This is a genomic window from Mesorhizobium australafricanum, from assembly GCF_033977265.1.
In the GTDB taxonomy this organism is placed as follows: domain Bacteria; phylum Pseudomonadota; class Alphaproteobacteria; order Rhizobiales; family Rhizobiaceae; genus Mesorhizobium; species Mesorhizobium australafricanum.
This window is the reverse complement of the sequence record NZ_JAVIIT010000005.1, coordinates 187,142-213,414: the sequence shown is the minus strand read 5'-3', so window position 1 is coordinate 213,414 and position 26,273 is coordinate 187,142. Positions and strand designations below refer to the sequence as shown.

Genomic DNA, 26,273 nt, shown 5'->3' with positions numbered 1-26,273 from the left:
CGATGACCTCGGTGCGGGCTCTGCTTGAAAAACCGTGGATCTGGTCCTTCGCCGGCGCGCTCGTCGTCTGGTTGGCGACGGTCGCCTTCACCGGCGGGTACGGCGGCGGCGGCATGGTCACGGCCGCGCTTTCGCTTGCCGTCTTCACCGTCATCGTCGGCGTCGGCCAGATGTTCGTCATCACGCTGGGACCCGGCAATGTCGATTTGTCGCTGCCGGCCAATATCGGGCTGGCAAGCGCCGTTGCGATGAAGGTGATGGGCGGCAGCGATGCCATGATCGTCGTCGGGCTGCTTGCCGCGCTCGCTTGCGGCGCCGCGATCGGCGCCATCAACTACCTGCTGATCTGGGCGCTGCGCATCCCGCCGATCATCGCGACGCTGTCGGCAAGCTTCATCATCCAGTCGGTCGACATCAGCTACGGGCGCGGCCTGCAGATCAAGCCGCCGCCGGGCTTTGCCGATTTCACCAATTGGCAGGTGCTGGGCATTCCGGTGCTGGCGATGCTGACGGTGCTCTTCACGATCGGCGCCGCACTTGCGCTGCAGCGCATGATCTATGGCCGCTCGGTCTTGGCGATCGGCCAGAACATCCGCGCCGCCTGGTTGGCCGGCGTCAATGTCGGCCGCATCCGCTTCCTCACCTACACGCTGTGCGGCGCGCTGGGCGGCATCGACGGCGCGCTGCTTGCCGGCTATTTCCGCGGCGCCAATGTCGACATCGGCAACGAATACCTGCTCGCCTCGATCGCGGTCGTGGTCATCGGCGGCACGTCGGTTGCCGGCGGCAAGGCCAACGTGCCCGGCGTCTGGGGCGCCGGCCTGTTCCTGGTGCTCCTGCTCACCATGCTCAACACCTTCGGCGTCAGCGCCGGCGTGCGGCTGGTGCTGACGGGGCTGATCATCGTCGGGGTGATAACCGCCGCCGGCGGCGATAAGTCGGTGCGATAAGGGCCTCGGCCTACTTGACGGCCTTGGCCCGCGCGATCGCGTCGACGATCATCTTCTTGGCGTATTTGGAATCGTGCCAGCCCTCGATCTTGACCCATTTGCCGGGTTCGAGATCCTTGTAGTGCTCGAAGAAGTGCTGCACCTGCTGGCGCGTGATCTCGGGCAGATGCGTGTATTCGGTGACGTTTTCGTAGCGCAGTGTCAGCTTGGGCGAGGGAACCGCAATCACCTTCTCGTCCTGGCCGGCATTGTCTTCCATGATCAGCACGCCGATCGGCCGCACATTGATGACGCAGCCCGGCACCAGGGCACGGGTGTTGCAGACCAGCACGTCGATCGGATCGCCGTCGCCCGACAACGTGTGCGGCACGAAGCCGTAATTGCCGGGATAGCGCATGGAGGTGTGCAGGAAGCGGTCGACGAACAAAGTGCCCGCCTCCTTGTCCATCTCGTACTTGATCGGCTCGCCGCCGATCGGCACCTCGATGATGACGTTGATGTCGTCAGGCGGGTTCTTCCCGATTGGCACGGCTTCGATACGCATGGTCTATCCCTCTCTCGATTGAAAAGACCGATAGCGGGGGAAGCGTCATGGCGCAATGCGTCGAATAGTGCGGGACGCTAACGGAAGCGCACAGTTTGTGATGGATTGTAACCTGGGCGACGCTAGAGCTTTTCACCGTTCCACGGAACGGTGAAAAGCTCTATGTCGTCGTTTTCACGCAATTCCGGGCGGAAAACCGCCCACACTTTTCCTGGAATTGCTCTAGTCGTTCCAGACGAAGGCTACCTTCTTCAGCGCCTTCTGCTCGAAAACCTCGACGCCTTCGGCGACATCGCGGCCGCCATTGCCGGCATAGAAGGCCAAGGCGTTGTGGTTGTCTTCCAGCGCCCACACCACGAGGCCGCGCAGGCCATGGTCGGCGAGGCGCGCCTTCGCCGCCTTGAACAGGCGGCTGCCTAACCCGATGCCCTGATATTCAGGGCGGAGGTAAAGTTCGTAGATCTCGCCCTGCTGCCGGAGCTCGCGGGCGCGGTTCTTGCCGATCGTGGCATAGCCGGCGACGGTTCCGCCTATCTCGACCACCAGCACGGTTGCCGCCTTGCGAATCGCGTTGGCCCACCAGTCGACGCCGCGGCGATTGATCATCGAGGTCAGCGTGCGGTGCGGGATGATGCCCGAATAAGCGCCGCGCCAGGCCTGCTGGTGCACCTCGGCGATGGCGCTCGCGTCGCGCGGCTCTGCCTTCCGGATGTCGATCGTCAGCGTGTTCATGATTGGTTAACCATAAACCCGCGTCGCCTGATTGCAAAGAGTCCGGCACACGCCGTCGACGCTTTCGCACAGGCCAAAGGCGTGCTGGCGGACAAGGGGCCTAGAGCCGGATGATTTCAGGTCGAATCAACCTGAAATCTGAATCCGTCTCTAAATCCAAGAGATAGAGCATGATGTCGCCCGAAAACCGCTTCACACTTTTCGGCATCATGCTCTTGTCAGATTTCGACGAGGTGGTCGTCGAGCTCGTTGGTGTCGCCTTCGGTGACCGGGAAATGCTGGGCGAGCATTGCGCCGACAGTCTCGATCGCGTGCACAAAACCTTCGGCCAGCCGGTCGTCGCCGGCATGTTTTGTGAGGTCGCGGATCACGCCGTCCCAGACATGCTGGTCGACCTTGGCATTGATCCCTGCGTCGGCGACGATCTCGGCATAATGCTCGGCGATGGAGACGAAGATCAGCACACCGGTGCGCGCCTGGGTGCGATGCACATTGCGCGCCAGGAACTGCTTCATCGCATTGGCGTGGGCCGCCTGATAGCGCAGCCTTCTCGGCACGAAATGAATGCGTAAGGCGGGCCACAGCCAGAGCAGGACGAACACCGAGGCCAGCGCCAGCAGTTGCGCCAGCACGAAATGCGGCAGCCGGATGCTCAGCCACCAGGCCTCCAGCCCATAGGCGACGGCCAGGCTGGCGATGAACAGGCCGATCGTCGCCGTGAACGCGGCCGCAAAGAAGTAGCCGTCGCTCGAATGGGCGACGACGCAGTAGACTTCGCCGTCGGTCTTCAATTCGGCCGCACGGATCGCCTCGGCGATGCGGTCATGGTCCTCGGCGCTGATCGATCGCGTTGCCATGATGCCTCACCAGCTTCCCGAAGAGCCGCCGCCGCCGGACGAACCGCCGCCGCCGGAAAATCCGCCACCGCCGCCTCCCGAGGACCAGCCACCGCCGCCTGACGACCAGCCGCCACCGCCCGACGAAGAGGATCGCCGGCTGGGTTCGAAAGTCATGCCGAGCCAGCGATAGCGGCCGGGTCCGATCCTCTGGCCGAAGATCGGCGGCAGCACCGTCATTGCGATGCCGCCGAAGAAGATCAGCGCCCAGATGGTGATGAAGATGGCGAAGAAAAGGTCGTCGGAGTTGAACGGCGCCTGCTCGTTGCGCTTGCCGCGCGCTTCCAGTTCCTCCGGGTTGCCCTCCAGCACCATGATCATGTCGTCGACGGCCTTGGTAATGCCGCCGGAGAAGTCGCCGGCGCGGAAGGCCGGCACCATGTCGTTCTCGATGATCAGCTTGGTGTGCAGGTCGGTCAGCGTGCCTTCCAGCCCGTAGCCGACCTCGATCCGCATCTTGCGGTCATTGGGCGCGACCAAGAGCAGCACGCCGTTGTTCTCCTTGGCCTGGCCGAGCTTCCAGAAGCGGAACAGCCGGTTGGCGTAAGGCTCGATCTCCTCGCCGCCGAGGCTGGGAATCGTGGCGACGACGATCTGGTCGGAGCCCTTGGTCTCGAAGTCCGCCAGTTTTTGCGTCAGTGCCGCGCGGGTGCCGGCATCAATGATGCCGGCATTGTCGACAACACGGCCGGTGAGGGCCGGAAGGTCGGCGGCGAGGGCGGCGAGCGGGAGGAGGGCGAGGAAGACGCTCAGCAAAATGCCAACGAAGGAGCGGTTGGCGTGAGGCGCCCCCCTCTGTCCTGCCGGACATCTCCCCCTCAAGGGGGGAGATTGGACGTCACCTTGGCCTTCGCCAATCTCCATCGCTGCAAGGGGACCGCCGTCGACGGCACAGCTAATCTCCCCCCTAGAGGGGGAGATGCCCGGTAGGGCAGAGGGGGGCGCGAAGGAACGCAACGTTGACAGGCTCAATGAAATTCAGTCGAAGCGCTCACCCGCCCTGCTTCGTGCTCGTTCCGAAATCGACCTTCGGCACCTGCATCTTGTCTTCGTCGACGGTGAAGTTCGCGAACGGCTCGTTGCCGCGGAACCAGAAGGTCGCCCACAGCACGGAGGGGAAGGTCTTCAGGGTCAGATTGTAGTCCCTGACCGCCTGGATGTAGTCGCGCCGCGCCACGGCGATGCGGTTCTCGGTGCCTTCCAGCTGCGCCTGCAGCGCCAGGAAGTTCTGGTTGGCCTTGAGGTCGGGATAGGCTTCCGACACCGCGATCAGCCGCGACAGCGCGCTTGTCAGCCCGGCCTGGGCATCCTGGAACTTCTTCAGCGCATCGGGATCCTTCAGCGTCTCGGGCGTCACCGTGATCTGCGTTGCCTTGGCGCGCGCCTCGACGACCGCCTCGAGCGTGTCCTTTTCATGCGAGGCATAGCCTTTCACCGTCTCGACCAGGTTAGGGATCAGGTCTGAACGGCGCTGATACTGGTTGAGCACCTCGCTCCAGGCGGCTCTGGCGTTCTCTTCCGCCGTCGGAATGGTGTTGTAGCCGCAGCCGGCAAGCAGCGGCAGCACGAAAACCATCATCAGGAAAGCGGGCAGGGTACGGAAGGAGGAGCGTAATGAGAGGCGCTCGGTAATCATGATTGGTTCCTCGACAGAAGTTGCAGGCGAAGCATTACCACAATCCACGCGCAAGAAAATGTCCGGCTCGTGACGCCGATTTCGTTCAGCCGTGCGCCACTGTGAATAGAAGCGAGAACAGGCTAAGCTGCGGGCAGGAAAGGGCAATTGCCATGGCCGAGCGCCGGGACGACGAGACCGAATCGCGCCGCATCCTCGAACGTGTGGCGCAAGAGACGGAGCCAGGCGGCGCATCGTTCATCGCCCGCGCGGCGAAGGACGCACGCGACCGCGTAACCGCTGCCGACGCCGATCGCGCCGATCCTATCGAATACTGGGGAACCCGCATTGGCCGAACGCTCGGCTTCTTCATCGCCATTGGGCTATTGGTCTGGCTGGTGTATGCCGCCACGCGTGGCGGCTAGAGCAATTCCAGGAAAAGTGCGAAACGGTTGGGCTCGGCGGCTTCGCCGTAGCCTTCCGTCCGGAATTGCGTCAAACAAGGAGATAGAGAGGCTCGCCGTGTCTGTGAAACGGTGAAACGCTCCAGGATCGAATTTCATGAGTGCAGAAAAAACCGACGCGCCGGGCGCGGTCATCGTCATCTCCAGCCATGTCGCCCGCGGCTCGGTCGGCAACCGCGCGGCGGTGTTCGCGCTGGAGACGCTGGGCTTCCCGGTCTGGGCGGTGCCGACCGTCATCCTGCCGTGGCACCCCGGCCACAGCCGGGCTACGCGCATCGTGCCGCCTCTCGATCAGTTCAAGGCGCTGATGGCCGATCTCGAGCGCGCGCCCTGGCTGGGCGAGGTGCGGGCCGTGCTTTCGGGTTATCTCGGCGAGGCAGGGCAGGCTGAGGCGGTCGCCTCGCTGGTTGCTGCCGTCAAGGAAAAGACGCCGAATGCACTTTACATCTGCGACCCGGTGATGGGCGATTCCGGCGGACTCTACGTGCCGGAGCCGACGGCCGTCGCCATGCGCGACAAATTGATGCCGATAGCGGATATCGCCACACCCAACCGCTATGAGCTGGAATGGATGGCCGGCGCGCCATTGCCCGACATCAAGGCGGTGACGGCGGCGGCACTTCATGCCGGCCCGTCCACCATGCTGGTGACTTCGGCGCCTGCGATGATGACGGGTGGCACCGGCAATTTCCTGCTTGATGGCAGCCATGCGCTGCTCGCCGAGCATCGTCTCATCGAGAAGCCGCCGAACGGGCTTGGCGACCTGACTGCCGCCGTCTATCTGGCGCGCGTCCTCTCCGGCCAGCCGGCGGTCAAGGCGCTGCAATCGACCACCGCCGCCGTCTACGAGATACTCGCCCGCACCGCGAAGCGCGGCGGCGACGAGCTGCAACTCGAAACCGACGCGCAGAGCCTGTCGCACCCCATGGCCATGGTGCAACTGCGCCATCTCTTGCATCCCGGGCGGGACAAGCGGGCGTGAAGCCAGACGGCGGGCTGGCAGGCGTCGACGGCTGCAAGGCCGGCTGGATTGCCGTCCACCGCGAGTTGGATACGCCGCCATCGGTCTCGGTCTTTCCGAGTTTCCAGCTGCTGCTCGACGCGTTGCCGGACGCCACGATCGCCGTCGACATGCCTATCGGCCTGCCGGATTCTTCGAGCAAGGGCGGCCGCGGACCGGAAGCGCTGGTGCGGCCGCTGCTCGGGGCGCGGCAATCGAGCGTTTTCGCCATTCCCTCGCGGGCGGCGCTCTACGCCGACACCAGCGACTTCACCACGATCGAGGCCTGGCATGCGGCGCATCGGCTGGCAAGCGCGGTGGCGATGGAGACCTCCGACCCGCCGCGCGGCGTTTCCATCCAGGCTTTCGGCATTTTCTCGAAGATACGCGAGATCGATTCCTTGCTGATCGCGCGGCCGGAACTGCGTCGCCGCATCTTCGAATCGCATCCGGAAGTGGCGTTCTGCCGGCTGAATGGCGGCACGGCGATGGCCCTGCCGAAGAAGATCAAAGGTTCGGTCAATCCGGCCGGCATGGAGGAACGCAAGGCGCTGCTTTGCCGGCATGGCTACGACAAGCGCTTTCTCGACCAGGCACCGCCACGAGGCGCGGCGAGCGACGACTTCCTCGACGCGGCGGCAATGATGCTGATTGCCGGACGTATCGCCAGCGGCGAGGCGCGGCCTTCGCCCGACCCGCCGCTGGCCGACCGCTTCGGTATTCCAATCGCGATCTGGGCGTAGATCGAGCCATGCCGGATCCATCGCGATTGCGACGGAGCCGTCCGCGATTCGGCATTGCCCGCGGACACCTTTTGCCGGTAGAGCCTTTGCCGCAATAGAACGTGCTGCCGCCTCCAACCCGGAAAAAGGGTCAAGACGCCGCCCATGCCCCATCTCCCCGAACATCTGCTGACCGGCTACCGCAACTTCATGAGCGGCCGCTATCCCGCCGAAAGCGGCCGCTATCGCTCGCTGGCGCGCGAGGGTCAGGCACCCGAGACGATGATCGTCGCCTGCTGCGATTCGCGTTCGGCGCCAGAAGCGATCTTCGATGCCGGTCCGGGCGAGCTCTTCGTGCTGCGCAATGTCGGCAATCTGGTGCCGCCCTATGAACCGGACGGCGAGTACCATTCGACCTCGGCCGCGCTCGAATTCGCGGTGCAGAGCCTGAAGGTCAAGAACATCGTGGTGATGGGCCATGGCCGCTGCGGCGGCATCCGCGCCGCGCTCGACACCAACTTTGCACCGCTGTCGCCTGGCGACTTCATCGGCAAGTGGATGAGCCTGATCGCGCCGGCCGCCGAGACGGTGGCCGCCAGCACGATGATGACGGCAACGGAGCGCCAGACAGCGCTGGAGCGCATCTCGATCCGCTATTCGATCGCCAATCTCCGGACCTTTCCCTGCGTTTCGATCCTCGAAGGCAAGGGGAGGCTGTCGCTGCACGGTGCCTGGTTCGACATCTCGACCGGGGAGCTTTGGGTGATGAACAAGGAAACCGGCGATTTCGAGCGGCCCGAGCTGTAAGGGAGGGGTGATGCACTGCGCCTTGTGGAGGTTCTTTGTCGCGGCGACGCTGCTGTTGTCCTCGATCGTCCGCGCCAGCGCCGATGACGGCGCCATCATCGACCGCTGGTATTCGGCGCTGCTGGCCGCCGACCGCGGCGAATTGGCGGAGCTGCTCGCCGACGACGTGCGCATGACGCTCGACGACATCGGCGTCGTCCAGACCAAGCAGGACTTCATCGCCTCGATCGACGAATGGCAGGGCGCCGTCGCGGGCGCCACGATCCGGCATCGCATCGAAAAGAGCGAGAACGGCCAGACCACGGTGCTCGCCTGCTACGACTTCCCCAACAACGACACGCTGATGCGCGAGACCTTCACCGTCGCTGGTGGGCGTATCACCGCCAGCACCCAGACGGCGGTGGCGCAGGACTGCAGCGGCTACTGAGCCAGGCGCGAGTTGCGCGATGCGCGGCATCGCCCTACATCCGTGCCACCCGCCTTCCAATCAGCTCACCGGAACAGTCCATGCCATCCTCGAAAACCGTCGACCTCGCCGCCCATCCCCTGACTGCCTGGCAAGGGCCGCTCGGCCTGCCGGATTTCTCGCGCATCGGCGACAATGATTTCGGTCCCGTCTTCGACGCGGCGCTAAAGGCGCATGAGGCAGAGATCGATGCCATCGCCGGCAACGGCGAGGCGCCGACCGTCGACAATACGCTGGCAGCGCTGGAGCTTGCCGGCGAGCCGCTGGACCACGTCTCGTCGATCTTCTGGTGCCGCGCCGGCGCCCACACCAACGACACGATCCAGGCGCTGGAGCGCGACATTTCGCCGAAAATGTCGCGGCATTTCTCGGCGATCTCGATGAACGAGAAGCTGTTTGCCCGCATCGACGACCTCTACCAGCGCCGCGAAAGCCTGGACCTCGATCCGGAAACGCTGCGCGTGCTGGAAAAGACCTGGAAGGGCTTTGTCCGGTCGGGCGCGAAACTGGACGCCGAAGGCAAGAAGCGGCTCGCGGCAATCAATGAGGAGCTTTCCTCGCTCGGCACCAATTTCGGCCAGAATGTGCTTGCCGACGAGCGCGACTGGGCGCTGTTCCTCGACGAGGCCGACGTTGCCGGCCTGCCCGATTTTCTGAAGAGCGCCATGGCCGAAGCGGCCGGGATGCGCGGCCAGAAGGGCCGCTATGCGGTGACGCTGTCGCGCTCGATCTACGAGCCGTTCTCGACCTTCTCGGAGCGCCGCGACCTGCGCGAGATCGCCTTCCGCGCTTTCACCATGCGCGGCCAGAATGGCGGCGCCACCGACAACACCGACGTTGTGCGCGACATGCTGAAGCTGCGCGCCGAAAAGGCGCAGCTGCTCGGCTACGGCTCCTTCGCGGCGCTGAAGCTCGACGACACGATGGCGAAGACGCCGAAGGCCGTGCACGACCTGCTCGATCCTGTCTGGGAAAAGGCGCTGGAAAAGGCCGCGACCGACCAGAAGGACCTGGAGCGACTTGCCGCGGAAGCCGGCAGCAACGAGAAATTCGCGGCCTGGGACTGGCGCTTCTACCAGGAGAAGCTGCGCGCCGAGAAATTCGCCTTCGACGAAGCGGAGCTGAAGCCATACCTGCAGCTCGAGCGTGTCATCGAGGCCTGCTTCGACGTCGCCACAAAACTCTTCGGCATCACTTTCGAGGAGAAGAAGGGCATTGTCGCCTGGCATCCCGACGCGCGTGCCTTCGTGGTGAAAAATGCCGACGGCAGCGAGCGCGGCCTGTTCCTGGCCGACTATTTCGCGCGGCCCTCAAAACGCTCCGGCGCCTGGATGAGCGCGCTGCAATCCGGCTACAAGTTGGGCAACGGCGCCAAGCCGGTGATCTACAACATCATGAATTTCGCCAAGCCGCCGGCCGGCGAGGCTGCGCTTCTCTCCGTCGATGAAGCGAAGACCCTGTTCCACGAGTTCGGCCACGCTCTGCACGGTATGCTGACCGACGTGACCTGGCCATCGGTTTCGGGCACGTCCGTGAGCCGAGATTTCGTCGAACTGCCCTCACAGCTCTACGAGCATTGGCTGACGGTGCCGGCGGTGCTGGAAAAGCATGCGCTGCACGTCAAGACCGGCAAGCCGATGCCGAAGGCGCTGCTCGACAAGATGCTCGCCGCCCGTACCTTCGGCGCCGGCTTCGCCACGGTCGAGTTCACCGCCTCGGCGCTGATCGACATGGCCTATCATGCCAGGCCGGACGCACCCGCAGAGCCGCTTCGATACGAGGCTGAAACGCTCGAAAAGCTGCATATGCCGGACACGATCGCGATGCGCCACCGCACCCCGCATTTCGGCCATGTCTTTGCCGGCGACGGATATTCAGCCGGCTATTATTCCTACATGTGGTCGGAAGTGCTCGACGCCGACGCCTTCTCGGCTTTCGAGGAGACGGGCGATCCCTTCAATCCGGCGCTCGCCGAGCGGTTGAGGAAGAACATCTACGCCGCCGGCGGCTCGAAGGACCCTGAAGAGCTTTATACCGCATTTCGTGGGAAGATGCCTTCGCCGGAAGCGATGATGGTGAAGCGGGGATTGGTGTAGCGCGCCTTTTCCTTCTCCCCTTGCGGGAGAAGGTGGATCGGCGCGCAGCGCCGAGACGGATGAGGGGTGCTCCAGCGGAATGAGGCGTTGGTGTTCTCTGGAACACCCCTCATCCGGCCGCTTCGCGGCCACCTTCTCCCACAAGGGGAGAAGGGGAAGCGCTCCACGGATCCGCCACCCGTGGCCAGATCGGCCTGGTCAGCTTCCTGTAGTCCGTCACTGCCGGGTTGCTCGGATAGGAGCTCGGCGCCGCGACGTAGATGATCTCGGCGGCGATCGGTTCGAAGCCGGCATAAAAATGGTTGGTCGACTTGATCAGCAGGATGTCCTTCGACAGCGGATCGATGCCGATGTTGGAGAAGATATCCGGCTCGAAAGTCTGGGTGCGGTTGGTGTTCAGGATGATTTCGACCTCGGTGCCTTCGACGCGCACCACCGCTGAGGGCCCCAGCGTCACGCGGCTCGGCCCGAAACTCTGCCAGCCCTCGCTGACCGCCTTCAGCACCGTGACACGTGCGTCGATCGGCTCGCCGGCCTGCGGCCCGGCCTTGCCGCCGAAGCGCAGGTCGATGACAGCGCCTTCGCCGGCGGCATGGCAGAAGGTCACGGCGATCGGATCCCAGATCGTCGCCACGCCGACATTGCGCACGCCACGCGAAAGCAGCTCGCGCAGCACGATGGTGCCGTCGCCCGGCACGCCGCCGCCTGGATTGTCCCAGATGTCGGCGATCACCGCGGGCTTGTCCTTGCGCTCTGCCCGCACCGCTAGTGCCTGCTCGATACCCGCCGAGGCGGACAGCATCGTCATGGCGGTCTTCTCGCGCAGCCCATAGAGCTCACGCCCCAGCGCCTCGGCGAGCTTGTCGCCTTTCGCCTTGTCGTTGTCGGTGACGACCAGGATGCGCGTGCCCATCTCCGGCACGTCGGCCGCCATGAAGCCGTGGATGACCGAGACCGACAGCACGCCGTCCTTGCCATGCAGCGCCTTGATCTTGTCGACGAAGGAGCGCATCGGCTCGCGGCTGGTCGGCAGCACCTGGATCATGCGGCAGTCGAAGGTCGAGATCACCGGCTTGATCTCGCCGCGCGCCGCGGCAAGGCCAAGCTCGACGACATGCTCGCCACGTTCGTAGAAATCGGTGTGAGGGAATTCGAGGAAATAGGCCATGACATCGCAAGCCGCGACGCGCTTCGGTGTCAGGTGGCTGTGCGGATCGAACTCCGAGGCGATCACGACCTTCGGCCCGACGATGGCGCGCACGCGCTCCAGCAGATCGCCTTCGCAATCGTCATAGCCTTGTGCCACCATCGCACCATGCAAGCCAAGGATGACGGCGTCGACTGGCAGCGCTTCCTTTAGCTGGCCAAGGATCTCGTCACGCAGCGCTTCGTAGGTCTGCCGTTGCACGAGGCCGCCGGGCTCGGCCCAGGTGGCGGTGCCTTCGATGACGGTCAGCCCGTCCTTCGCGGCGCGCTTGCGCAATGCCACGATCGGCGAGGAGCAGAGCGTCGGCGTCTCCGGATGCTTGCCCGGGCCGGCATAGAAGGCCATCTCGAACGATGCCCGGTCGGTCGGCACCGGCGAGAAGGTGTTGGTTTCGGTCGCCAGCGAGGCGGTGAAGATGCGCATCAAAACTCCGTGGTGGACTTCTTGTTCTTCGCAAACGGAAACCGCTGCACACTTTTCCCGGAATTGCTGGGATTGCTATTTAACGGCCCCGAGCGCAAGGCCCCGGACCAGATAGCGCTGCAGCCAGATGAAAAGGATCGCCACCGGCAGGGTCGCCAGCAGCGTGGCCGCCATGACATGGTGCCATTCGATCGTATAGCGGCCGGCGACCAGCGAGAAAACCTGGATCGGCAGCGTGTAGCTCTCCTGGCTGCGCAGCATGGTGAGCGCGACGACGAATTCGTTCCAGGCGTTGATGAAGGTGAAGATCGCCGTCACCGCGATCGCCGGCAGGCAGAGCGGCAGGAATACTTTTCGCAAGGTCAGCCAACGGCCGGCGCCTTCCATCCAGGCGGCCTCCTCGAGATCGCGCGGGATGGTGTCGAAATAGCTCTGCAGCATCCAGACCGTGAAGGCGACGTTGAAGGCCATGTAAATGAAGCCGAGCGCCGTGGTGCTCTCGACCAGCCCCCAGGCGGCCATCAGGCGGAACAGGCCGAGCACCAGCACGATCGGCGAGATCATCTGCGAGATCAGCAGGAACTGGCGGAAGGAGCCATAGCCGGCAAAACGAAACCGCGACATCGCGTAGGCGGCCGGCACCGAGATCAGGATGGCGCCGATTGTCGCCAGTGCCGAGACATAGAGCGAATTGAGCAGCGCCTGGCCGAAGCCGGTCGCCACCCACATGTCGGCAAAATTCGACCAGCGGAATTCGCTCGGCCACCAGCTTGGGGTCAGCACCTCCGTGCGCGGCTTGACGGCGGTGAGGAACATCACCGCGAAGGGAAAGATCGTCACCACGATCAATGGGGCCAGCAGCAGCCAGGCGATGATGGTGCGCTTCAGTTTGGCTCTCATGCCCGCTGCTCCCGCATGGCCAACCGCACATAGATCATGGTGAAGACGAGCAGGATCGCGAACATCACCAGCGATACCGCCGAGGCCTCGCCCAGTTTGCCGATGCGGAAGGCGAGCTTGTAAAGATGCGTGACAAGGATATCGGTCGAGTTCGCCGGCCCGCCCTGCGTCATCACCCAGATGATCGGGAAGGAGTTGAAGACGTAGATGGTGTTGAGCACGATCGCGATGTTGATGAAGGGTTTCAGGAGTGGAAAGGTGATCTCGCGGAACTGCTGCAACGGCGTTGCGCCTTCAAGTGCGGCCGCCTCATAGAGATCGTCGGGGATCGAGGACAGGCCGCCGAGGAAGATCGTGGTGGTGAACGGCACCGTCACCAATATGCCGATCAGCACCTGCATCGGGAAAGCGGTCGCGGCGCTGGCCAGCCACTGAATGTTCTGGCTGATCATCCCAAGCTTCATCAGTGCCGAATTCAGCATGCCGCTTTCGCCGTTGAGCGCCCAGCGCCAGACCACCGCGGTCATGGTCAGCGACACCGCCCAGGGCAGCATGATGATCACGCGGGCCAGCCCACGGCCATAAAAATCCATGTTGAGGATCATCGCCACCGGGATCGACAGAAGCAGCGCGCCGCCGACGACCAGCACGGTCCACAGCCCGGTGCGCCAAAGCGCTGCGACAAAATCGGGGTCGGCGAACAACTCGGCGAAATTGGCGAGACCGCTGAACTCGCGCAACTGGCCGAAGCGATTGACGTCATGCGTCGAGATCTGCACCAGGTCCCAGACCGGCCAGAAGATCACCAGCGCCGCCAAAAGCAGGCTGGGCAGCGTCAGCAGATAGGGTAGGATCCGGCTTTGCATCGGGCTGGTTTGTACCGTGTTGCGAGACATCGGCAGCGCTGGCTTGCCAGCTAGCCTAATCTCGACCGTTCGTTCTGGGGGTTCAGTTCAAATTCTTTGCCGGCGTCTGCGCTGCCCCTCACCTGCCTGCCGGCATCCTCTCCCCGTATAGTGACCGGGAGAGGGGCGCTGTCGCCGCCGCTTTCGCCAATCACCACGTTGCAGGCATGGCGCCGAGGTTGCGGCCAGTTTCTTTCTCCCCGTCACTATACGGGGAGAAATGCCCGGCAGGGCAATGAGGGGCGGCGCAAACTTTGGCAATTTATCCTCTGGTCCGGGATGAATGCCTTGTCGGTTTAGCCATTTCCGCGGCCGTTGCTGCCTCTTCTAAAAGGTGCGGCGCGCCCCGACGGGGTGAGGGCGCGCCACGGGGGCAGGGAGATACGCCCTTATTTCTTCTTCAGCACGGCGTCGGCCTTTGCCGCCGCGTCCTTCAGACCAGCCTCGGGGTCGCCGCCGAGATAGATCTTCTGCATGGCGTCCGAGGTGATCTGGGCGATTTCTTCCCAACCCGGGATGACCGGCGCAAAGCGGGCGTCGGGCAGAAGTGCGGTGAAGGCGGCGAGATCGGCATTGTTGACGTAGTAATCCATTTTCGCCTCTTCCTTGTTCACCGGCAGGAAGCCTTCGCCCTGCGTGAACTTGGCGCGCTGCTCCTTGGTGAACAGGAAGTCGAGCAGCTTCCAGGCCTCGTCCTTGTTCTTGGAGTTCTTGAACATGATGATGGAGTCGGTGACACCATAGGTGCCGCGCGCGCCGGTCGGGCCGGCAGGGATGGCGGCGACGCCATATTTCAGGCTCGGCGCTTCGTCCTTGATCTGGTTGGACAGGAAGGGCGCGGTGATCATCATGCCGACCTTGCCCTGCTTGAACAGGTTCTGCACGTCCTCGCGGTTGTTGGAGGTGACGCCCGGTTGCGTCAGGCCCTCGTCGATCATCGACTTGTAGAGCTTGGCGGCTTCGAGTGCGCCGGGCGTGCTCAAACCGGACGTGCCGTCCTTGTTGAGGATCTCGGTGCCCTGCGACCACATCGCATAGTAGTAATAGACGTCGGTCTCGATCTCCTTGCCCTGCAGGCCGAAGCCGAAGGCGCCTTGAGCCTTGATCTTGCGGGCGTCTTCCTGCAGCTCGGTCCAGGTTGCCGGCGGCTTGGCGATGCCTGCTTTCTCGAACAGTTCCTTGTTGTAATACATTGCGCGCGCGGAAGCCGCGATCGGCAGGCCGTAGGTGTGACCGTCCATGATCGAGGGCTGCAGGAAGGTGTCGATGAAGCGGTCCTTGAATTCGGGCTTGATGTAGCTGTCGAGCGGCTCGGCGACATCCTGCTGGACGAAGTCGATCAGCCAGCGCGTGCCGATGATCGAGAGATCCGCATTGGTGCCGGCGGTGATGTCGGTGGTGAGTTTTTGCAGCAGCACATCCCACGGAACCACTTCATACTTGATGGTGATGCCGGGATTGGCCGCCTCGAACTCCTTCTTCACCGCTTCGAAATAGGGGCCGGTCTTGGCGCTGTACTCGGCGACGGTGACGCGCACCTCGCCCGCATCGGCGGATGCGGCAAAAGTCAGCATGCTCATTCCGGCCAACAGGCCGACAGTCCATTTCGCAAGGCTCATCTGATTTCTCCCGTTGATGCACGTTGGCGCCCTGACTCTTACAAGCGCAGGATTTATGTGACTTTCCTACATTATCCATCATTTCCCGCGATGCAAGCGGATTATCATGTTGCTTAATTACATTTGCTTGGCTAGCCTATTGGTTCAAAATGAGCGGTGAAGGAGCGCGCGGCGTGGGTTCGAAAGCCGAGTTCGAGGGCAAGACAATTGTCGTCACCGGCGCAGGCGGCGGCCTCGGCTCGGCGATCGTCAAGCTCATGGCCGAGCGCGGCGCGCGCATCGTAGGCTGCGACCAGTCGGCGGAGGCGCTGGCCAGTCCGCACATCGCCTCGCGCCATGTCTTCGACCTGCTCGACCGGGCCTCGATCGAAGCGGCGATCCCCGCGCTGCTGGACAAAGACGGCGTTCCCGACATCCTGATCAACAATGCCGGCTGGACACGCGCCGAGACGTTGAAGGCGCTGACGGCGGACAGGATCGAGCAGGAGCTTGACCTCAACCTGACCGGCGTGATGATTTTCGCCGATCCGCTGATCAAGGCGATGGCCGGGCGCGGTTCGGGCAGCGTCGTCTTCATCTCCTCGGTCAATGCCATCGCGCATTTCGGCAATCCGGCCTATGCCGCGGCCAAGGCCGGCATCAACGCCTACGCCAAATCGATCGCCGTCGAGCTTGGCCGCAGCGGGTTGCGCGCCAATGTCGTCTGCCCGGGGTCGATCCGCACCGCCGCCTGGGACCATCGCCTGGCCAAGGATCCCGAGATCCTCGGCCGGCTGCAGCGGCTCTATCCGCTCGGCCGCATCGTCGATGCATTGGAAGTGGCGGAAGCCGTGGCTTTCCTTGCCTCCGAGCGCGCTTCCGGCATAACAGGTGCTGTGGTGCCGGTGGACGCCGGACTGACAGCCGGCTACCTGCCTTTCATCGACGACATATTGGGAGCGTGACCATGACCGACGTCCAGTTTCGCAACCTGTCGAAATCTTTTGGCCAGCACAAAATCCTCGAGGACATCAACCTCGACATCAAGACCGGCGAGTTCGTCGTGCTGGTCGGGCCGTCCGGCTGCGGCAAGTCCACCCTGCTGCGCATGCTGGCCGGGCTGGAGACAATCACCTCCGGCGATCTCGTCATCGGCGGCTTAAGGGCCAACGAGCTGCCGCCGCAGAAGCGTAACATCGCCATGGTGTTCCAGTCCTACGCGCTGTTCCCGCATCTAAGAGCTTCGGAAAATATCGGCTTCGGCCCGAAAATCCGCGGCGAGAACCGCGCCGCGATCGACGACAAGGTGAAGAAGGCCTCCGGGGTGCTGAACCTCTTCTCCTATCTCGACCGGTATCCGAGGCAATTGTCGGGCGGGCAGCGCCAGCGCGTCGCCATGGGCCGTGCCATCGTGCGCGAGCCGTCGGTCTTCCTCTTCGACGAGCCGCTCTCCAACCTCGACGCGCAGCTGCGCGTGCAGATGCGCACCGAAATCAAGGCGTTGCACCAGCGGCTGAAATCGACCATCGTCTACGTCACCCACGACCAGATCGAGGCGATGACCATGGCCGACCGCATCGTGGTGATGGATCGCGGCCGCATCCAGCAGGTCGGGCAGCCGCTGGAACTCTATGATCGGCCGGCCAACAAATTCGTCGCGGGCTTCATCGGTTCGCCTTCCATGAGTTTTGTGTCGGGCGCGCTGAAGACCGCCGGAGCCAAGTCCTGGTTCGAGACCAGCAGCGGCGGCCGGCTGGCGCTTGCCGGCGAGGCGGCGTCCGGCAGCGATACGGTCGAGATCGGTATCCGGCCCGAGCATTTCATGGTTGGCGCTGGTGACGATGCCATCGCCATCAAGGTCGATGTCGTCGAGCCGACCGGTTCGGAAACCCATGTCTACGGCTCGGTCGGCGACGACACGGTTCGCGCGGTGTTCCGCGACCGGCTGCAGGTGAAGCCGGGCGACCGGCTGCCGGTGAGCGTCGACCCGCGCAACATCCACCTGTTCGACAAGGCGACGGGCCTGCCCCTGTGAAAATGCAGACGTGAAGATCGATAAATGAAGACCCCGGCCGACATTATCACCCGCCTGCAACTGATGTCGCAGGATGGCACCAAGTCGGACCGCCGGCTGGCCGGGCTGGTGCTTTCCGATCTCGATTTCGCCTCCAAGGCCGCCATCTCGGAGATTGCGGCCCGCGTCGGCGTCAGCGAGCCGACCGTCACCCGCTTCTGCCGCAATCTCGGCTGCGAAGGGCTGCGCGATTTCAAGTTCTACCTTGCGCAGGCGATCGCCATCGGCGGCCAGTATCTGTCGCCGGAACCGCTCAGCCGCGACGCGCGCGAGCAGCGCATCGCCTCCGCAATTACCGAAGCGGCGATCGCCGCCATCCAGCGCGCCAGCGAAAACCTCGACATGACGACGCTGATGGATGTCGCTGCCCGCATCGCAAGCTCCGGCAACATATTGTGCATCGGCTCCGGCGGCATTTCCTCGATGATGGCGACCGAGATGCAGAACCGGCTGTTCCGGCTCGGCCTGTCGGCGCTCGCCCAGATCGACGGCCAGCTGCAGCGCATGTATGCCGCCGTCGCGACGCCCGAGACGACGCTGGTCGCCTTCTCGGTCTCGGGCTATGCGCGTTCGGTGATCGAAGCGGTCGAGGTCGCCCAGCAATATGGCGCGGCGACCGTTGCCATCACCGCACCGGACTCGGCTTTGGCCAAGGTCGCCGACACGGTCATCCTGCTGCAATCCGTCGAGGACGGCAACATCTACAAGCCGACCTCGTCGCGCTACGCGCTTTTAGCCATTCTCGACATGATCGCCACCACGGTGGCGGAATCGCGCGGGCCGAAAGTGCTGGAGAACCTGCGCCGCATCAAGCAGAGCGTGAACACGCTGAAGGTGGACGATCCGAGGTTGCCGCTGGGCGATTGAGTGATTTGGAGACTCGCCCTCACCCGGATTGCCAACCGAATTGCGAAGAGCAACTCGGTTGGCAATCCGACCTCTCCCCGAGGGGAGAGGAGCAGGTCGGCGCCCGGCGCCAACCCTCCTCTTCTCCCCGCCGGGGAGAAGGTGGCCGCGTAGCGGACGGATGAGGGGGCGCCGCCAGCGTTATTTGCTGAGCGTCTGAAGCCGCTCCACCAGCGCAGCCGCATCACCCAGTATCCGCAGCGTCTTCAGCCGCGATGTGCCGCCGGCAACGACCGAAACGGCCGACACTGGTACACCCAGCGCCTTGGCCATCATTCGTTCCAGCGCCGCGTTGGCGGCGCCGTTCTCCGGCACGGCGCGCACGCGGGCCTTCAGATGACTGCGTCCGTCGGCAGCCGTCTCGACGCCGTCGATGCGATCGAGCGCGGCCTTCGGCGTCAGCCGTACGTAGAGGTCGATGCTGTTCTCGCGCAGCCGAAACGACGTGTTCATCAGCCGCCGGTGACGACCCACGACCAGACGGTGGTGACCAGAAACTGCCGGATGAAGAAAATGACCAACAGGAGGATGATCGGCGAAATGTCGATGCCGCCGAGATCGGGCATGAAGCGGCGGATCGGGCGCAATGCCGGGTCGGTCAGCCGATAGAGCATGTTGCCGACGGTGCCGACGAACTGGTTGCGCGAGTTGACGACATTGAAGGCGTAGAGCCAGGAAAAGATCGCCGAGGCGATGATGATCCACCAGTAGATATCAAGTGCCATGACGATGGTCTGAATAAGGGCGATCATGCCGGTCTCCAAATTGTCGCCGACATGTAGCCATTGCGTGTGGAGCCGGCAAGGCCCGCAAGCTACAGCGCATCGACGCCAGGCAGCCGTTTCGCCTTGACATCAAACGGCTGCGACCGATACAAGCCGATCCGCTGGAACGGGGCTGTAGCTCAGCTGGGAGAGCGCGTCGTTCGCAATGACGAGGTCAGGGGTTCGATCCCCCTCAGCTCCACCAGCCAGCATAAGCTTTGCTTCGCGTCGGCTTTTGCCTCTCTCCCTCAGCATTTCGTGAACGCCGGATTTCAGGCCGCGTGCCTGGAACCAATGACGGGTCGAGACTGTTCAACTAGACTTTGATACGAAGCTGACGTGCCCGGCCGGTTGGGCAAGCGGCGATCCTTGAGGAGTTCCCATCATGACGATTTCGTCCAGGTTCCGTTCAGTCGCGGTCGCGGCAATCGCCGCAGCGGGCGTGAGCATTGCAAGTGCTGCGCATGCCGACAGCGGCACGATCCGCTTTTCCGTCTACAAGGCAGCCTTCTTCATCGGCGGCTCCGGCGGCGACGGCACGCTGACTTTCCATGGCAAGCGCTATCCGATCTCGGTCGGCGGTGTCTCGGGCGGACTCGCCTTCGGCGCGTCCAAGACCTATTTCCAGGGCAGGGTGAGCCACATCCGCCGCGCCAGCGATGTGACCGGTGTCTACGGCGCAGCCGGCGGCGGCGGCGCGCTCGGCAAAGGCGCCCAGGTGATCGTCATGACCAATAACAAGGGCGCCCAGCTCGAGCTCACCGGCAGGCAGGTCGGCCTGCAGGTGAACGCCGATCTCAGCGGCATCAGCATCGCCCTGAAGCGGTAGGAGCCGCGATTCTCCGCTCTTCGTGGATGGGCCGGCAAAGGCGCTGCCTGGCGCCGAATGCCGGCCACTGCGGGCCAAGCGACCGAAAGCAGGCCGCTTGGCAACGGAGCGCGGCTCCGGGGCTTAGGCGGGGTCAATCGTCCCAATCATCCCAATTGTCTTCGTCCCGCGGCGGGTAGTTGGGAACGACCCGGATAATCGTCCGTGGACGCTGATAGCGCCAGTCATACTCGTCCGGCGGCTGCGGTTCATAGGTGCGGTATGCGGGCTGGTAGTAATGCTGCCGCTTCCAGTATTTGTGCTTTTTGTGCGGCCGCACGCAGTAGCCGTCCTCGGTCAGATAGGCGCATGTCACGCGCGCCTCCTGCACCAGGCTATTTCGAGCCGGCACGCCGATCATCGGCGCCGCCTGGACCGCAGCTGGCATCACCGCCAGCATGGTTCCGGCGAGGGCAAGAACAGGTAATTTCATCGGGCCTCTCCAACTCTCAAGGTAGGGGCCGGAAGAACGTCCTGATTGGGGGCGATTTGCGGCGGCCGAGATCACTTTGATTTTCGGCCGCACATATGAGCGTTAGATCATGTATCGAGCCGACGTCAGGCTGAGGTCACAAGAGCGACCGCTGTCTTTCATACCATCCCGCGAGCGGAGGCCACCCTATAGCGCTAGCGGCACTGCACAGGGATTTTGATCGGCGGCTGTCTTTGCGTTGGCAGGCGGCATGCGTTGGTGATTGGCCGAAACGCCCATCGCGATCGTCATTCTAGGGCGGAGCAGGAGCGAAGCTCCGTCGCGAAGACCCTAGAATCCATGCCGTTACCTTCGCCATGGAGTGCAACGGAGCAAAATCTGCACCGCAGCAACGCTTCGACGTCGCGGCTGGATTCTATGGTCTGCGCGCGTCGCTTCGCTCCTTGCTCCGCCATAGAATAACGACGTTGGGAGGCTTCAACCAAATCCCCGGCGTTTGCGCTGATTTCACGGAAATGAACGGAAAATCTTGCACCAAGACAAACGGCAACCCTTTCAAAATCCCTGTGTCGGGGAACTAATTCGCCAGCTGATCGAGAAGCGTGTCTATTTCCCCTTTCTTCGGGGCCTCGGGCGAAGCAGGGGCGGCTTGCGGGTCGACCGGGGCGGGTTCCACCGCCGGCGCGGCGGCCTCGGCTTCGGTCTCGCCGCCGGTGTCCGAACTTGTTGGCGGTGGCGCCGCATTTTCCGTATTGCCAGTGTCTGGCGCCACGGCTGCTTCCGGAGGAGCTGCCGGGGCTTTGGGCCGGGGCGCGGCGTTGCGCAGAAGATCGCCGATCAGATCAGCAGCGCCCTTGCCGGAACCGTCGCCGTCCGAGCCTGTCTGACCCGGGATCAGCTTGTCGAGTTTCAGTTTTCCGGTTGGCAGCCCGAGGCGGCTCAACATATCCAGCGCGCCCTGCGGGTCCTTGGCCAACGCGCTCAGGTCCGGATAGGCACGGGGCGCGGACAGCGGACCCTGGACCATGATCGGCACCCCGATGCCCTTTACGGCAACGTCGCCTCCTTGCCCGGCAAGCGAAGCGACGACGCGGGGGTTGAGATGCATGTCGAGCGTCTGGTCGGCGAGGTCGATCTTGCCCGAGCCGTCCATTCGCAGCAGCGGGCCCAACAGGCTGATGTCCGTCGTCTGCGCGACGCCGTTCTCGATCGCGAATGAGGCGCCGAGTTCCGTGAATGTCGTCTTCTTGGCCTGATCCTGCTTGAAGCCGCCGGCGAGCAGTCCGACCAGGTTGTTGTAGACCTCCGCTATGTCGATGCCGCGGAAGGCGCCGTCGCTGAATTTCGTCGCTGCCTTGCCGCCGAGCGAACGGGCAAGCGATTTTGCGGTCTTTCCCGAGCCTGAAACCGCGACCGTTGCATCGAGCGTTCCTTCGATGCGGTCAAAATCGGCCGCGTCATGGAGCAAGGGAGCCGCAGCCGCGCCCGCGATTGCGGCGTTGAGGTCCAGGGAAGCGGCGTCGCTGGAGCCGTCGGCGGTCATTTCCGCGGCAATCGTGCCGCCGTAGAAGGGGCTTTGCGGCACATTCAGGTGAGCCTTGCCGTCGGCAATCGTCAGGACGGTTGCGACCGGCCCCGCGAAGGCTTTTCCATAGCCGAGCTTGTCTGCCGCGACCTCGATCCTGGCATCGATTCCCTTGAGGAAGGAAAGATCGATCGGCGCGTCGGCTGCCCCGCCCGGTTTCTGTTTGCCGCCGGCCGAGGCCCCGCCGCCGCCGGCGAGCGCTGCAAAGTCGAGTTTCGCGAAATTGAGCGACGTCCGGATTGTGAGCAACTCCCCCAGTTTCACCGAGCCTTGCCCCGACGCCTTGACGCCGTTCAAGGTGACGGTGGCCTTCTGGAAAGAGAATTGCTTCGGGCCGGCATCGACATCGCCCTTGAAGGCAAAGTCCTGCAGACTGGGGGAAGCGCCTTGTCCCAGCCAATGCATCAGCTTGTCGACCGAGGGCGATGTGACTGAAGCCTGGCCCTTGAACGTGCCACCGCCTCCGGCAACGCCGTTTATGCTGCCTTCGAGGTATTTGGAGGAAACCGAAAGGCTGATTGGCCCGGATGCGTCGGCAACAGAGGCACGGCCAAGAAAGGATGCGGGCGCGACCTGGGATTTGAACGTCACGACCTGCCCCCGCCAGGCGAGCTTGCCCGTCAAATCGACCGGCTTGCCGATATCGTGAACCTTCGCGTCAAGATTGAGCCCGGTGATGTCGTTGGCCGTTCGGGCATCGGCAAGTGCTGCAAGCGGAAGCTTGCCCTCGCGAATCCCGACCGTTCCCTGCAGATTGACGCTGCTGTGGATGCGTTCCGCGGTGAGCCCGCGAAAAGCGAACCCCATATCGGCCGTGAGCTTGCCGGACAACGGCACGGATTGTCCGGCCAACTTCGCTATCGAGCCGATGTCCAGCCCTGAGCTCGCAACATTGCCCCGTATGGTCGGAGGCGTTTCACCGACATTCGTCGAGACTTTCGCGGTGACGCTTCCCGCATCGAGGCCAAAGTGCTCCAGCTTTGCCTCGAGATGCCCGTCGCGCAACGTTGCGGCGAGCTGGACGTCGGAAGCCCGTACCTTGCCGCCGACCAACTCATCGATGGCAACGCTGATGTCGGCGTCGAAAGCGGACAGCATGGCAAGGTCGGGTTCTGCGGAACCGGCGGCAGGTTTACCCGCGCTGGAACCACTCTTTCCAATATCGCTCAAGGCGTCGATATCGACGCGCTTCGCTGAGAGGTCGGCGAAGAAGCGATGCCGAGCCCCAGGCTGGAAGAGCGCATTCATCTGGAAGCTCTGGTCGCCAATATCGAATTTTCCACCCTTGATCTGATAGCTGCCATTGCCGTTGAGCTGGATCTCGCCGCTCGCATGCAATGAAGAGAATTTGGGAACCGGCGCCGGGTCGAGCCGCGCCTCAATGGCGATCTGGGCCGGGAGCCGTTTGAGGATCGGCCTCAACGCGGAAAGGCTCCCGCTCATTTCGACCCGGCGGCCGTTACTCGTGGCTGCCAATGAAAACGAGGTCTCCCGGTCGAGGTCCGGAACCCTCAGATCGGCGTCGATTGCCGTAACCGTGGCGGAATTGCCGGCAGAAGCGCCCGAGGTAAGGGTGCCATTCGTTATGGTCAGCTGGTTGATTGCCAGCCGCTCCAGCGTATCGACAATCGCCGCGAACGGATCAGCCCGAACATCCTTCGGTTCCGCAGGCGACGCCGCGTTTGCCGAAGCCTTGAGCGCGATTGTCGGATCCGCCAGCGCGACGGACTGTATCTCAAGCTTTTTCGACCATATCGACGACAGCGTTACCGACGTCGAAAAACGCGGAGCGGATATCGCGATGTCGCCTGTGCCGGTCGAGAGCGAGATATCGTCCGCGACCACCGCCAGCCTGGGCAGCAACGACAATCTGACCGGCCCGTCCAGCCGAATGGTCATTCCGGTCGCGGATGACAGTTGCCGGCTCAATTCGGCACGAACCCAGTCGGTTGAAACAAGAGCGGGCAAAAGGAAGAGCAGCCCGACGACAAGAACAACAGCTACGGTGAGTGCAGTGACGATTTTTCTCACATCGACCAGCCAAATGATCGTAAGAATCAGTATCGTTGAGCATACATGCTTCTGGCGTCTGACTGAATCCAGCGTCGATGGACGTTGCGCCGGACGAATTGGGATTGCTCCACAGCCTTACTGGCGGTTCAACGACGCGGCTTCGATGCGCTACCAGGAATGCCCGCATCCGATGTCTGAAAATATCATCCGCCCGCCGTGGTGCTCCGCCTATCTTGATACCGCCGGCGCGCTGTAACGGTGTTGGCGCGCATAAGCCACGCAGGCGTCCACCGTGCTGACGCAGAGCGCGTCGCGGCTGTTCGGCAGGTTGTTGTCACCGGCATAGGCAACCTCGGCGACGTGGCCGTTGAGCATGCGAATCTGCGTGTTGCAATAGCCGCCGGGGGCGACATTGACCGAGCCGCCGACAGCGGGGACCGCACCCATGGCCAAAGTCGGCACCACGATGTTGAGATTGCCGCGCTGCACGGTGCGCTGATAGGTCCAGATCTGGCCGGATGATCCCACATCGGCTGTTGCGCTCGGAAAGCCCGCGCACATGCGAATGTCGGCCTCGCTGAGGCCGACCATCTCCCTGCGGGCGGCGGCAGCGGTGACGTCCTCCTTCGCGACCCGCGACGTATCGTCGGGGATGACGCAGGAAGACAGGATTGAGATACCTGCCGCAACAAGGGCAAGTTTTCGAATGCGCGAAGATGTCATGCCGTCGGTCGAAGTTGGATGTCGCCCCGCCTGCCAGTTGCCTACCTAGGCAATCGGACCGCGGGGTCAACCCGCCTCACCAAAACGAGATGCTCTTCACACCACCCGAAGATAGCTCGTCATTCCCGTCTTCTGATGCTCGATGATGTGGCAATGCAGCAGCCAGTCGCCGGGATTGTCGGCGACGAAGCCGAGCTGAACCTTCTCATTGGGCTGGATCAAATAGGTGTCGGAGACGAGCGGCTGGACAGCCCTGGTCGATGACGACAGCACCTTGAAACTCATGCCGTGCAGGTGGATCGGGTGCGAGTGCGGGGTGAGGTTTTCCATGTCGATCACATAGCTCTGGCCGAGCTTCAGTTCGGCCAGCGGCGCCGTCGGGTCCGGCGTGTCGCCGGGCCAAGGCACCTTGTTGATCGCCCAGAAACTATAGCCGAGCGAGCCGCAAATGCCGTCACCCGGCACGTCTTCGGCCGTGGCGCTCAGCGCCAGCGGAATGCGCTTGGCGCCGGCGACATCCACTTCCGCCACCGGATTGGCTTCGAGCCGGCCGAGATCGCGAAGATCGTGCTTGAGCGATCTGCCGACCGAACGCAGCGTCGCCAGGATTTTCGGCTTGGTGCCCCTGACATCGCGCAGGCTGACGATCGCTCCTTCGTCGTCGGGCATGCGGATGGCAAGCTCCAGCCGCTGGCCGGGGCCAAGCTGCAAGCCATCGGGCGTAAAACGTTGCGGCACCGGATTGCCGTCGAGCGCGATGACCGTCGCCTCGGCGCCGTCGACGCGGAAGGCATAGATGCGGGTGACGTCGGTGATGGCGGTCCGAAGCCGCACCAGCCCGCCGGCCGGCGCATCGAATTGCGGCTGGTCGAGCCAGTTGGCCGTGCGCACCGTGCCGAAGGTGCCGGTTTTGGCCGCGTCGCGCGGCCTGAACGGCTCGATGAACTGGCCATCGTCGCCCAGCCGCCAGTCGCGCAGGTTGACGACCATCTCGACATCGAAGACCGGATCGTTCGGGTTCTCGACCACAATCACGCCGGTCAGGCCGTGACCCATCTGGATCAGTGTGTTGCAATGCGGGTGGTACCAGAAGGTGCCGGCATCGGGCGGGGTGAAGGCATAGTCGAAACGGTCACCCTGATAGACATAGGGCTGCACCAGGAACGGCACGCCGTCCATCTTGTTGGGAACGCGGACGCCATGCCAGTGGATGGTCGTCGGATCGTCGATGCCGTTGATCAGCCGCGCGGCGAACGGCTCACCCTTCCTCATCCTGACGACCGGAGGCATGCCTGCTTCACCATAGGTCAGAACATTCTTCGTCGGCGCACCGTCCATCAGCCGCGCCTCGATGCTTGCGGTCTTCAGGATCAGCGGCTCGGGCTTCGCTGCTGCAAGTCCGGCAAGCTTGCCAGCAGCCGAGAGGCCGATACCGGCCGCGCCAGTGGCCGCGGCGCCCTGCAGGAGTTTGCGGCGTGTGAGGACCGACATTGGAATTCCGAAAATAGATGAGTGGCTGCCTCAGGCTTTATCATCATTCGGGCACATCCCGAAACGGACAGATCGCCGCCCCGCAGACCAA

26 protein-coding genes, 1 tRNA gene and 1 pseudogene are annotated in these 26,273 nt (G+C 63.5%); 12 read left to right on the top strand and 16 right to left on the bottom strand.

Annotated features, from left to right (window positions below):
- Positions 1-2 precede the first annotated feature (2 nt).
- Positions 3-950: an ABC transporter permease gene (locus RFM98_RS12350; protein WP_320309129.1), complete on the top strand. Its 948-nt coding sequence runs from the start codon at positions 3-5 to the stop codon at positions 948-950.
- A 10-nt stretch (positions 951-960) separates the two neighbouring features.
- Here RFM98_RS12350 and ppa read toward each other — a convergent pair whose 3' ends face one another.
- From ppa to RFM98_RS12325, 5 genes are all read right to left on the bottom strand, one after another.
- The gene (gene ppa, locus RFM98_RS12345; RefSeq protein ID WP_320309128.1) at positions 961-1,494 is read right to left on the bottom strand and encodes an inorganic diphosphatase; all 534 of its coding nucleotides are present in this window, start codon (positions 1,492-1,494) and stop codon (positions 961-963) included.
- 222 nt (positions 1,495-1,716) lie between these two features.
- A complete protein-coding gene (locus RFM98_RS12340) occupies positions 1,717-2,226 on the bottom strand; it encodes a GNAT family N-acetyltransferase (protein ID WP_320309127.1) in 510 nt (169 codons plus the stop codon).
- Between the two features lie 218 nt (positions 2,227-2,444).
- On the bottom strand, positions 2,445-3,083 hold the full coding sequence (locus RFM98_RS12335; RefSeq protein ID WP_320309126.1) for a TPM domain-containing protein: 639 nt from the start codon (positions 3,081-3,083) through the stop codon (positions 2,445-2,447).
- 6 nt (positions 3,084-3,089) lie between these two features.
- Positions 3,090-3,944 (bottom strand): TPM domain-containing protein, encoded by an 855-nt coding sequence (locus tag RFM98_RS12330; RefSeq protein ID WP_320309125.1) that lies wholly within the window; start codon positions 3,942-3,944, stop codon positions 3,090-3,092.
- Between the two features lie 169 nt (positions 3,945-4,113).
- Positions 4,114-4,758, bottom strand: a complete 645-nt coding sequence (locus RFM98_RS12325; RefSeq protein WP_320309124.1) for a LemA family protein — start codon at positions 4,756-4,758, stop codon at positions 4,114-4,116.
- 152 nt (positions 4,759-4,910) lie between these two features.
- Here RFM98_RS12325 and RFM98_RS12320 point away from each other — a divergent pair, with 152 nt between their 5' ends.
- From RFM98_RS12320 to RFM98_RS12295, 6 genes are all read left to right on the top strand, one after another.
- On the top strand, positions 4,911-5,162 hold the full coding sequence (locus RFM98_RS12320) for a hypothetical protein (protein WP_320309123.1): 252 nt from the start codon (positions 4,911-4,913) through the stop codon (positions 5,160-5,162).
- Positions 5,163-5,298: 136 nt separating this feature from the next.
- The gene (gene pdxY / locus RFM98_RS12315) at positions 5,299-6,183 is read left to right on the top strand and encodes a pyridoxal kinase PdxY (protein WP_320309122.1); all 885 of its coding nucleotides are present in this window, start codon (positions 5,299-5,301) and stop codon (positions 6,181-6,183) included.
- Positions 6,180-6,944, top strand: coding sequence for a DUF429 domain-containing protein (locus RFM98_RS12310; RefSeq protein WP_320309121.1), 765 nt, complete (start codon positions 6,180-6,182; stop codon positions 6,942-6,944). Before pdxY ends, RFM98_RS12310 begins: the two co-directional genes overlap by 4 nt.
- Before the next feature lie 144 nt (positions 6,945-7,088).
- Positions 7,089-7,730 carry a carbonic anhydrase gene (locus RFM98_RS12305; RefSeq protein ID WP_320309120.1) on the top strand — a complete coding sequence of 214 codons (642 nt, stop codon included), beginning with the start codon at positions 7,089-7,091 and terminating at the stop codon, positions 7,728-7,730.
- A gap of 10 nt (positions 7,731-7,740) precedes the next feature.
- Positions 7,741-8,157 (top strand): DUF4440 domain-containing protein, encoded by a 417-nt coding sequence (locus RFM98_RS12300; RefSeq protein ID WP_320309119.1) that lies wholly within the window; start codon positions 7,741-7,743, stop codon positions 8,155-8,157.
- Between the two features lie 80 nt (positions 8,158-8,237).
- On the top strand, positions 8,238-10,292 hold the full coding sequence (locus RFM98_RS12295; RefSeq protein ID WP_320309118.1) for a M3 family metallopeptidase: 2,055 nt from the start codon (positions 8,238-8,240) through the stop codon (positions 10,290-10,292).
- A 109-nt stretch (positions 10,293-10,401) separates the two neighbouring features.
- Here RFM98_RS12295 and RFM98_RS12290 read toward each other — a convergent pair whose 3' ends face one another.
- From RFM98_RS12290 to RFM98_RS12275, 4 genes are all read right to left on the bottom strand, one after another.
- A complete protein-coding gene (locus RFM98_RS12290; protein ID WP_320309117.1) occupies positions 10,402-11,922 on the bottom strand; it encodes a M81 family metallopeptidase in 1,521 nt (506 codons plus the stop codon).
- Positions 11,923-11,997: 75 nt separating this feature from the next.
- A complete protein-coding gene (locus tag RFM98_RS12285) occupies positions 11,998-12,822 on the bottom strand; it encodes a carbohydrate ABC transporter permease (protein ID WP_320309116.1) in 825 nt (274 codons plus the stop codon).
- Entirely contained in the window at positions 12,819-13,688 is an 870-nt protein-coding gene (locus RFM98_RS12280) for a carbohydrate ABC transporter permease (RefSeq protein ID WP_320309115.1), read from the bottom strand. Before RFM98_RS12280 ends, RFM98_RS12285 begins: the two co-directional genes overlap by 4 nt.
- 428 nt (positions 13,689-14,116) lie before the next feature.
- Positions 14,117-15,346: an ABC transporter substrate-binding protein gene (locus tag RFM98_RS12275; RefSeq protein WP_320309114.1), complete on the bottom strand. Its 1,230-nt coding sequence runs from the start codon at positions 15,344-15,346 to the stop codon at positions 14,117-14,119.
- A gap of 173 nt (positions 15,347-15,519) precedes the next feature.
- Here RFM98_RS12275 and RFM98_RS12270 point away from each other — a divergent pair, with 173 nt between their 5' ends.
- From RFM98_RS12270 to RFM98_RS12260, 3 genes are read left to right on the top strand one after another with little or no spacing between them, the layout of a single operon-like run.
- The gene (locus RFM98_RS12270) at positions 15,520-16,290 is read left to right on the top strand and encodes an SDR family NAD(P)-dependent oxidoreductase (RefSeq protein WP_320309113.1); all 771 of its coding nucleotides are present in this window, start codon (positions 15,520-15,522) and stop codon (positions 16,288-16,290) included.
- A gap of 2 nt (positions 16,291-16,292) precedes the next feature.
- Positions 16,293-17,360, top strand: coding sequence for an ABC transporter ATP-binding protein (locus tag RFM98_RS12265; RefSeq protein ID WP_320309112.1), 1,068 nt, complete (start codon positions 16,293-16,295; stop codon positions 17,358-17,360).
- 24 nt (positions 17,361-17,384) lie between these two features.
- Complete coding sequence (locus RFM98_RS12260) at positions 17,385-18,266, top strand: MurR/RpiR family transcriptional regulator (RefSeq protein ID WP_320215730.1); 882 nt, start codon at positions 17,385-17,387, stop codon at positions 18,264-18,266.
- A gap of 180 nt (positions 18,267-18,446) precedes the next feature.
- Here the strand turns inward: RFM98_RS12260 and RFM98_RS12255 are convergent, their stop codons facing one another.
- Together RFM98_RS12255 and RFM98_RS12250 are read right to left on the bottom strand one after the other, a co-directional pair.
- Positions 18,447-18,758 (bottom strand): DUF167 family protein, encoded by a 312-nt coding sequence (locus tag RFM98_RS12255; RefSeq protein WP_320309111.1) that lies wholly within the window; start codon positions 18,756-18,758, stop codon positions 18,447-18,449.
- On the bottom strand, positions 18,758-19,057 hold the full coding sequence (locus tag RFM98_RS12250; protein WP_320309110.1) for a YggT family protein: 300 nt from the start codon (positions 19,055-19,057) through the stop codon (positions 18,758-18,760). Before RFM98_RS12250 ends, RFM98_RS12255 begins: the two co-directional genes overlap by 1 nt.
- 141 nt (positions 19,058-19,198) lie before the next feature.
- On the opposite strand from RFM98_RS12250, the gene RFM98_RS12245 reads away from it, so the two are divergent.
- Positions 19,199-19,274 (top strand) — tRNA-Ala (locus tag RFM98_RS12245).
- 180 nt (positions 19,275-19,454) lie between these two features.
- Entirely contained in the window at positions 19,455-19,898 is a 444-nt protein-coding gene (locus RFM98_RS12240) for a lipid-binding SYLF domain-containing protein (RefSeq protein ID WP_320309109.1), read from the top strand.
- Between the two features lie 133 nt (positions 19,899-20,031).
- Here the strand turns inward: RFM98_RS12240 and RFM98_RS12235 are convergent, their stop codons facing one another.
- From RFM98_RS12235 to RFM98_RS12215, 5 genes and pseudogenes are all read right to left on the bottom strand, one after another.
- Positions 20,032-20,370, bottom strand: coding sequence for a hypothetical protein (locus RFM98_RS12235; protein WP_320309108.1), 339 nt, complete (start codon positions 20,368-20,370; stop codon positions 20,032-20,034).
- 577 nt (positions 20,371-20,947) lie between these two features.
- Positions 20,948-23,431: an AsmA family protein gene (locus tag RFM98_RS12230; RefSeq protein ID WP_320309107.1), complete on the bottom strand. Its 2,484-nt coding sequence runs from the start codon at positions 23,429-23,431 to the stop codon at positions 20,948-20,950.
- Between the two features lie 273 nt (positions 23,432-23,704).
- Positions 23,705-23,986, bottom strand: a pseudogene (locus RFM98_RS31370) (AsmA family protein); the annotation flags it as partial.
- Positions 23,987-24,196: 210 nt separating this feature from the next.
- Positions 24,197-24,691: a hypothetical protein gene (locus RFM98_RS12220; protein WP_320309105.1), complete on the bottom strand. Its 495-nt coding sequence runs from the start codon at positions 24,689-24,691 to the stop codon at positions 24,197-24,199.
- Positions 24,692-24,787: 96 nt separating this feature from the next.
- Positions 24,788-26,182: a multicopper oxidase family protein gene (locus RFM98_RS12215; RefSeq protein ID WP_320309104.1), complete on the bottom strand. Its 1,395-nt coding sequence runs from the start codon at positions 26,180-26,182 to the stop codon at positions 24,788-24,790.
- Positions 26,183-26,273: the final 91 nt, after the last annotated feature.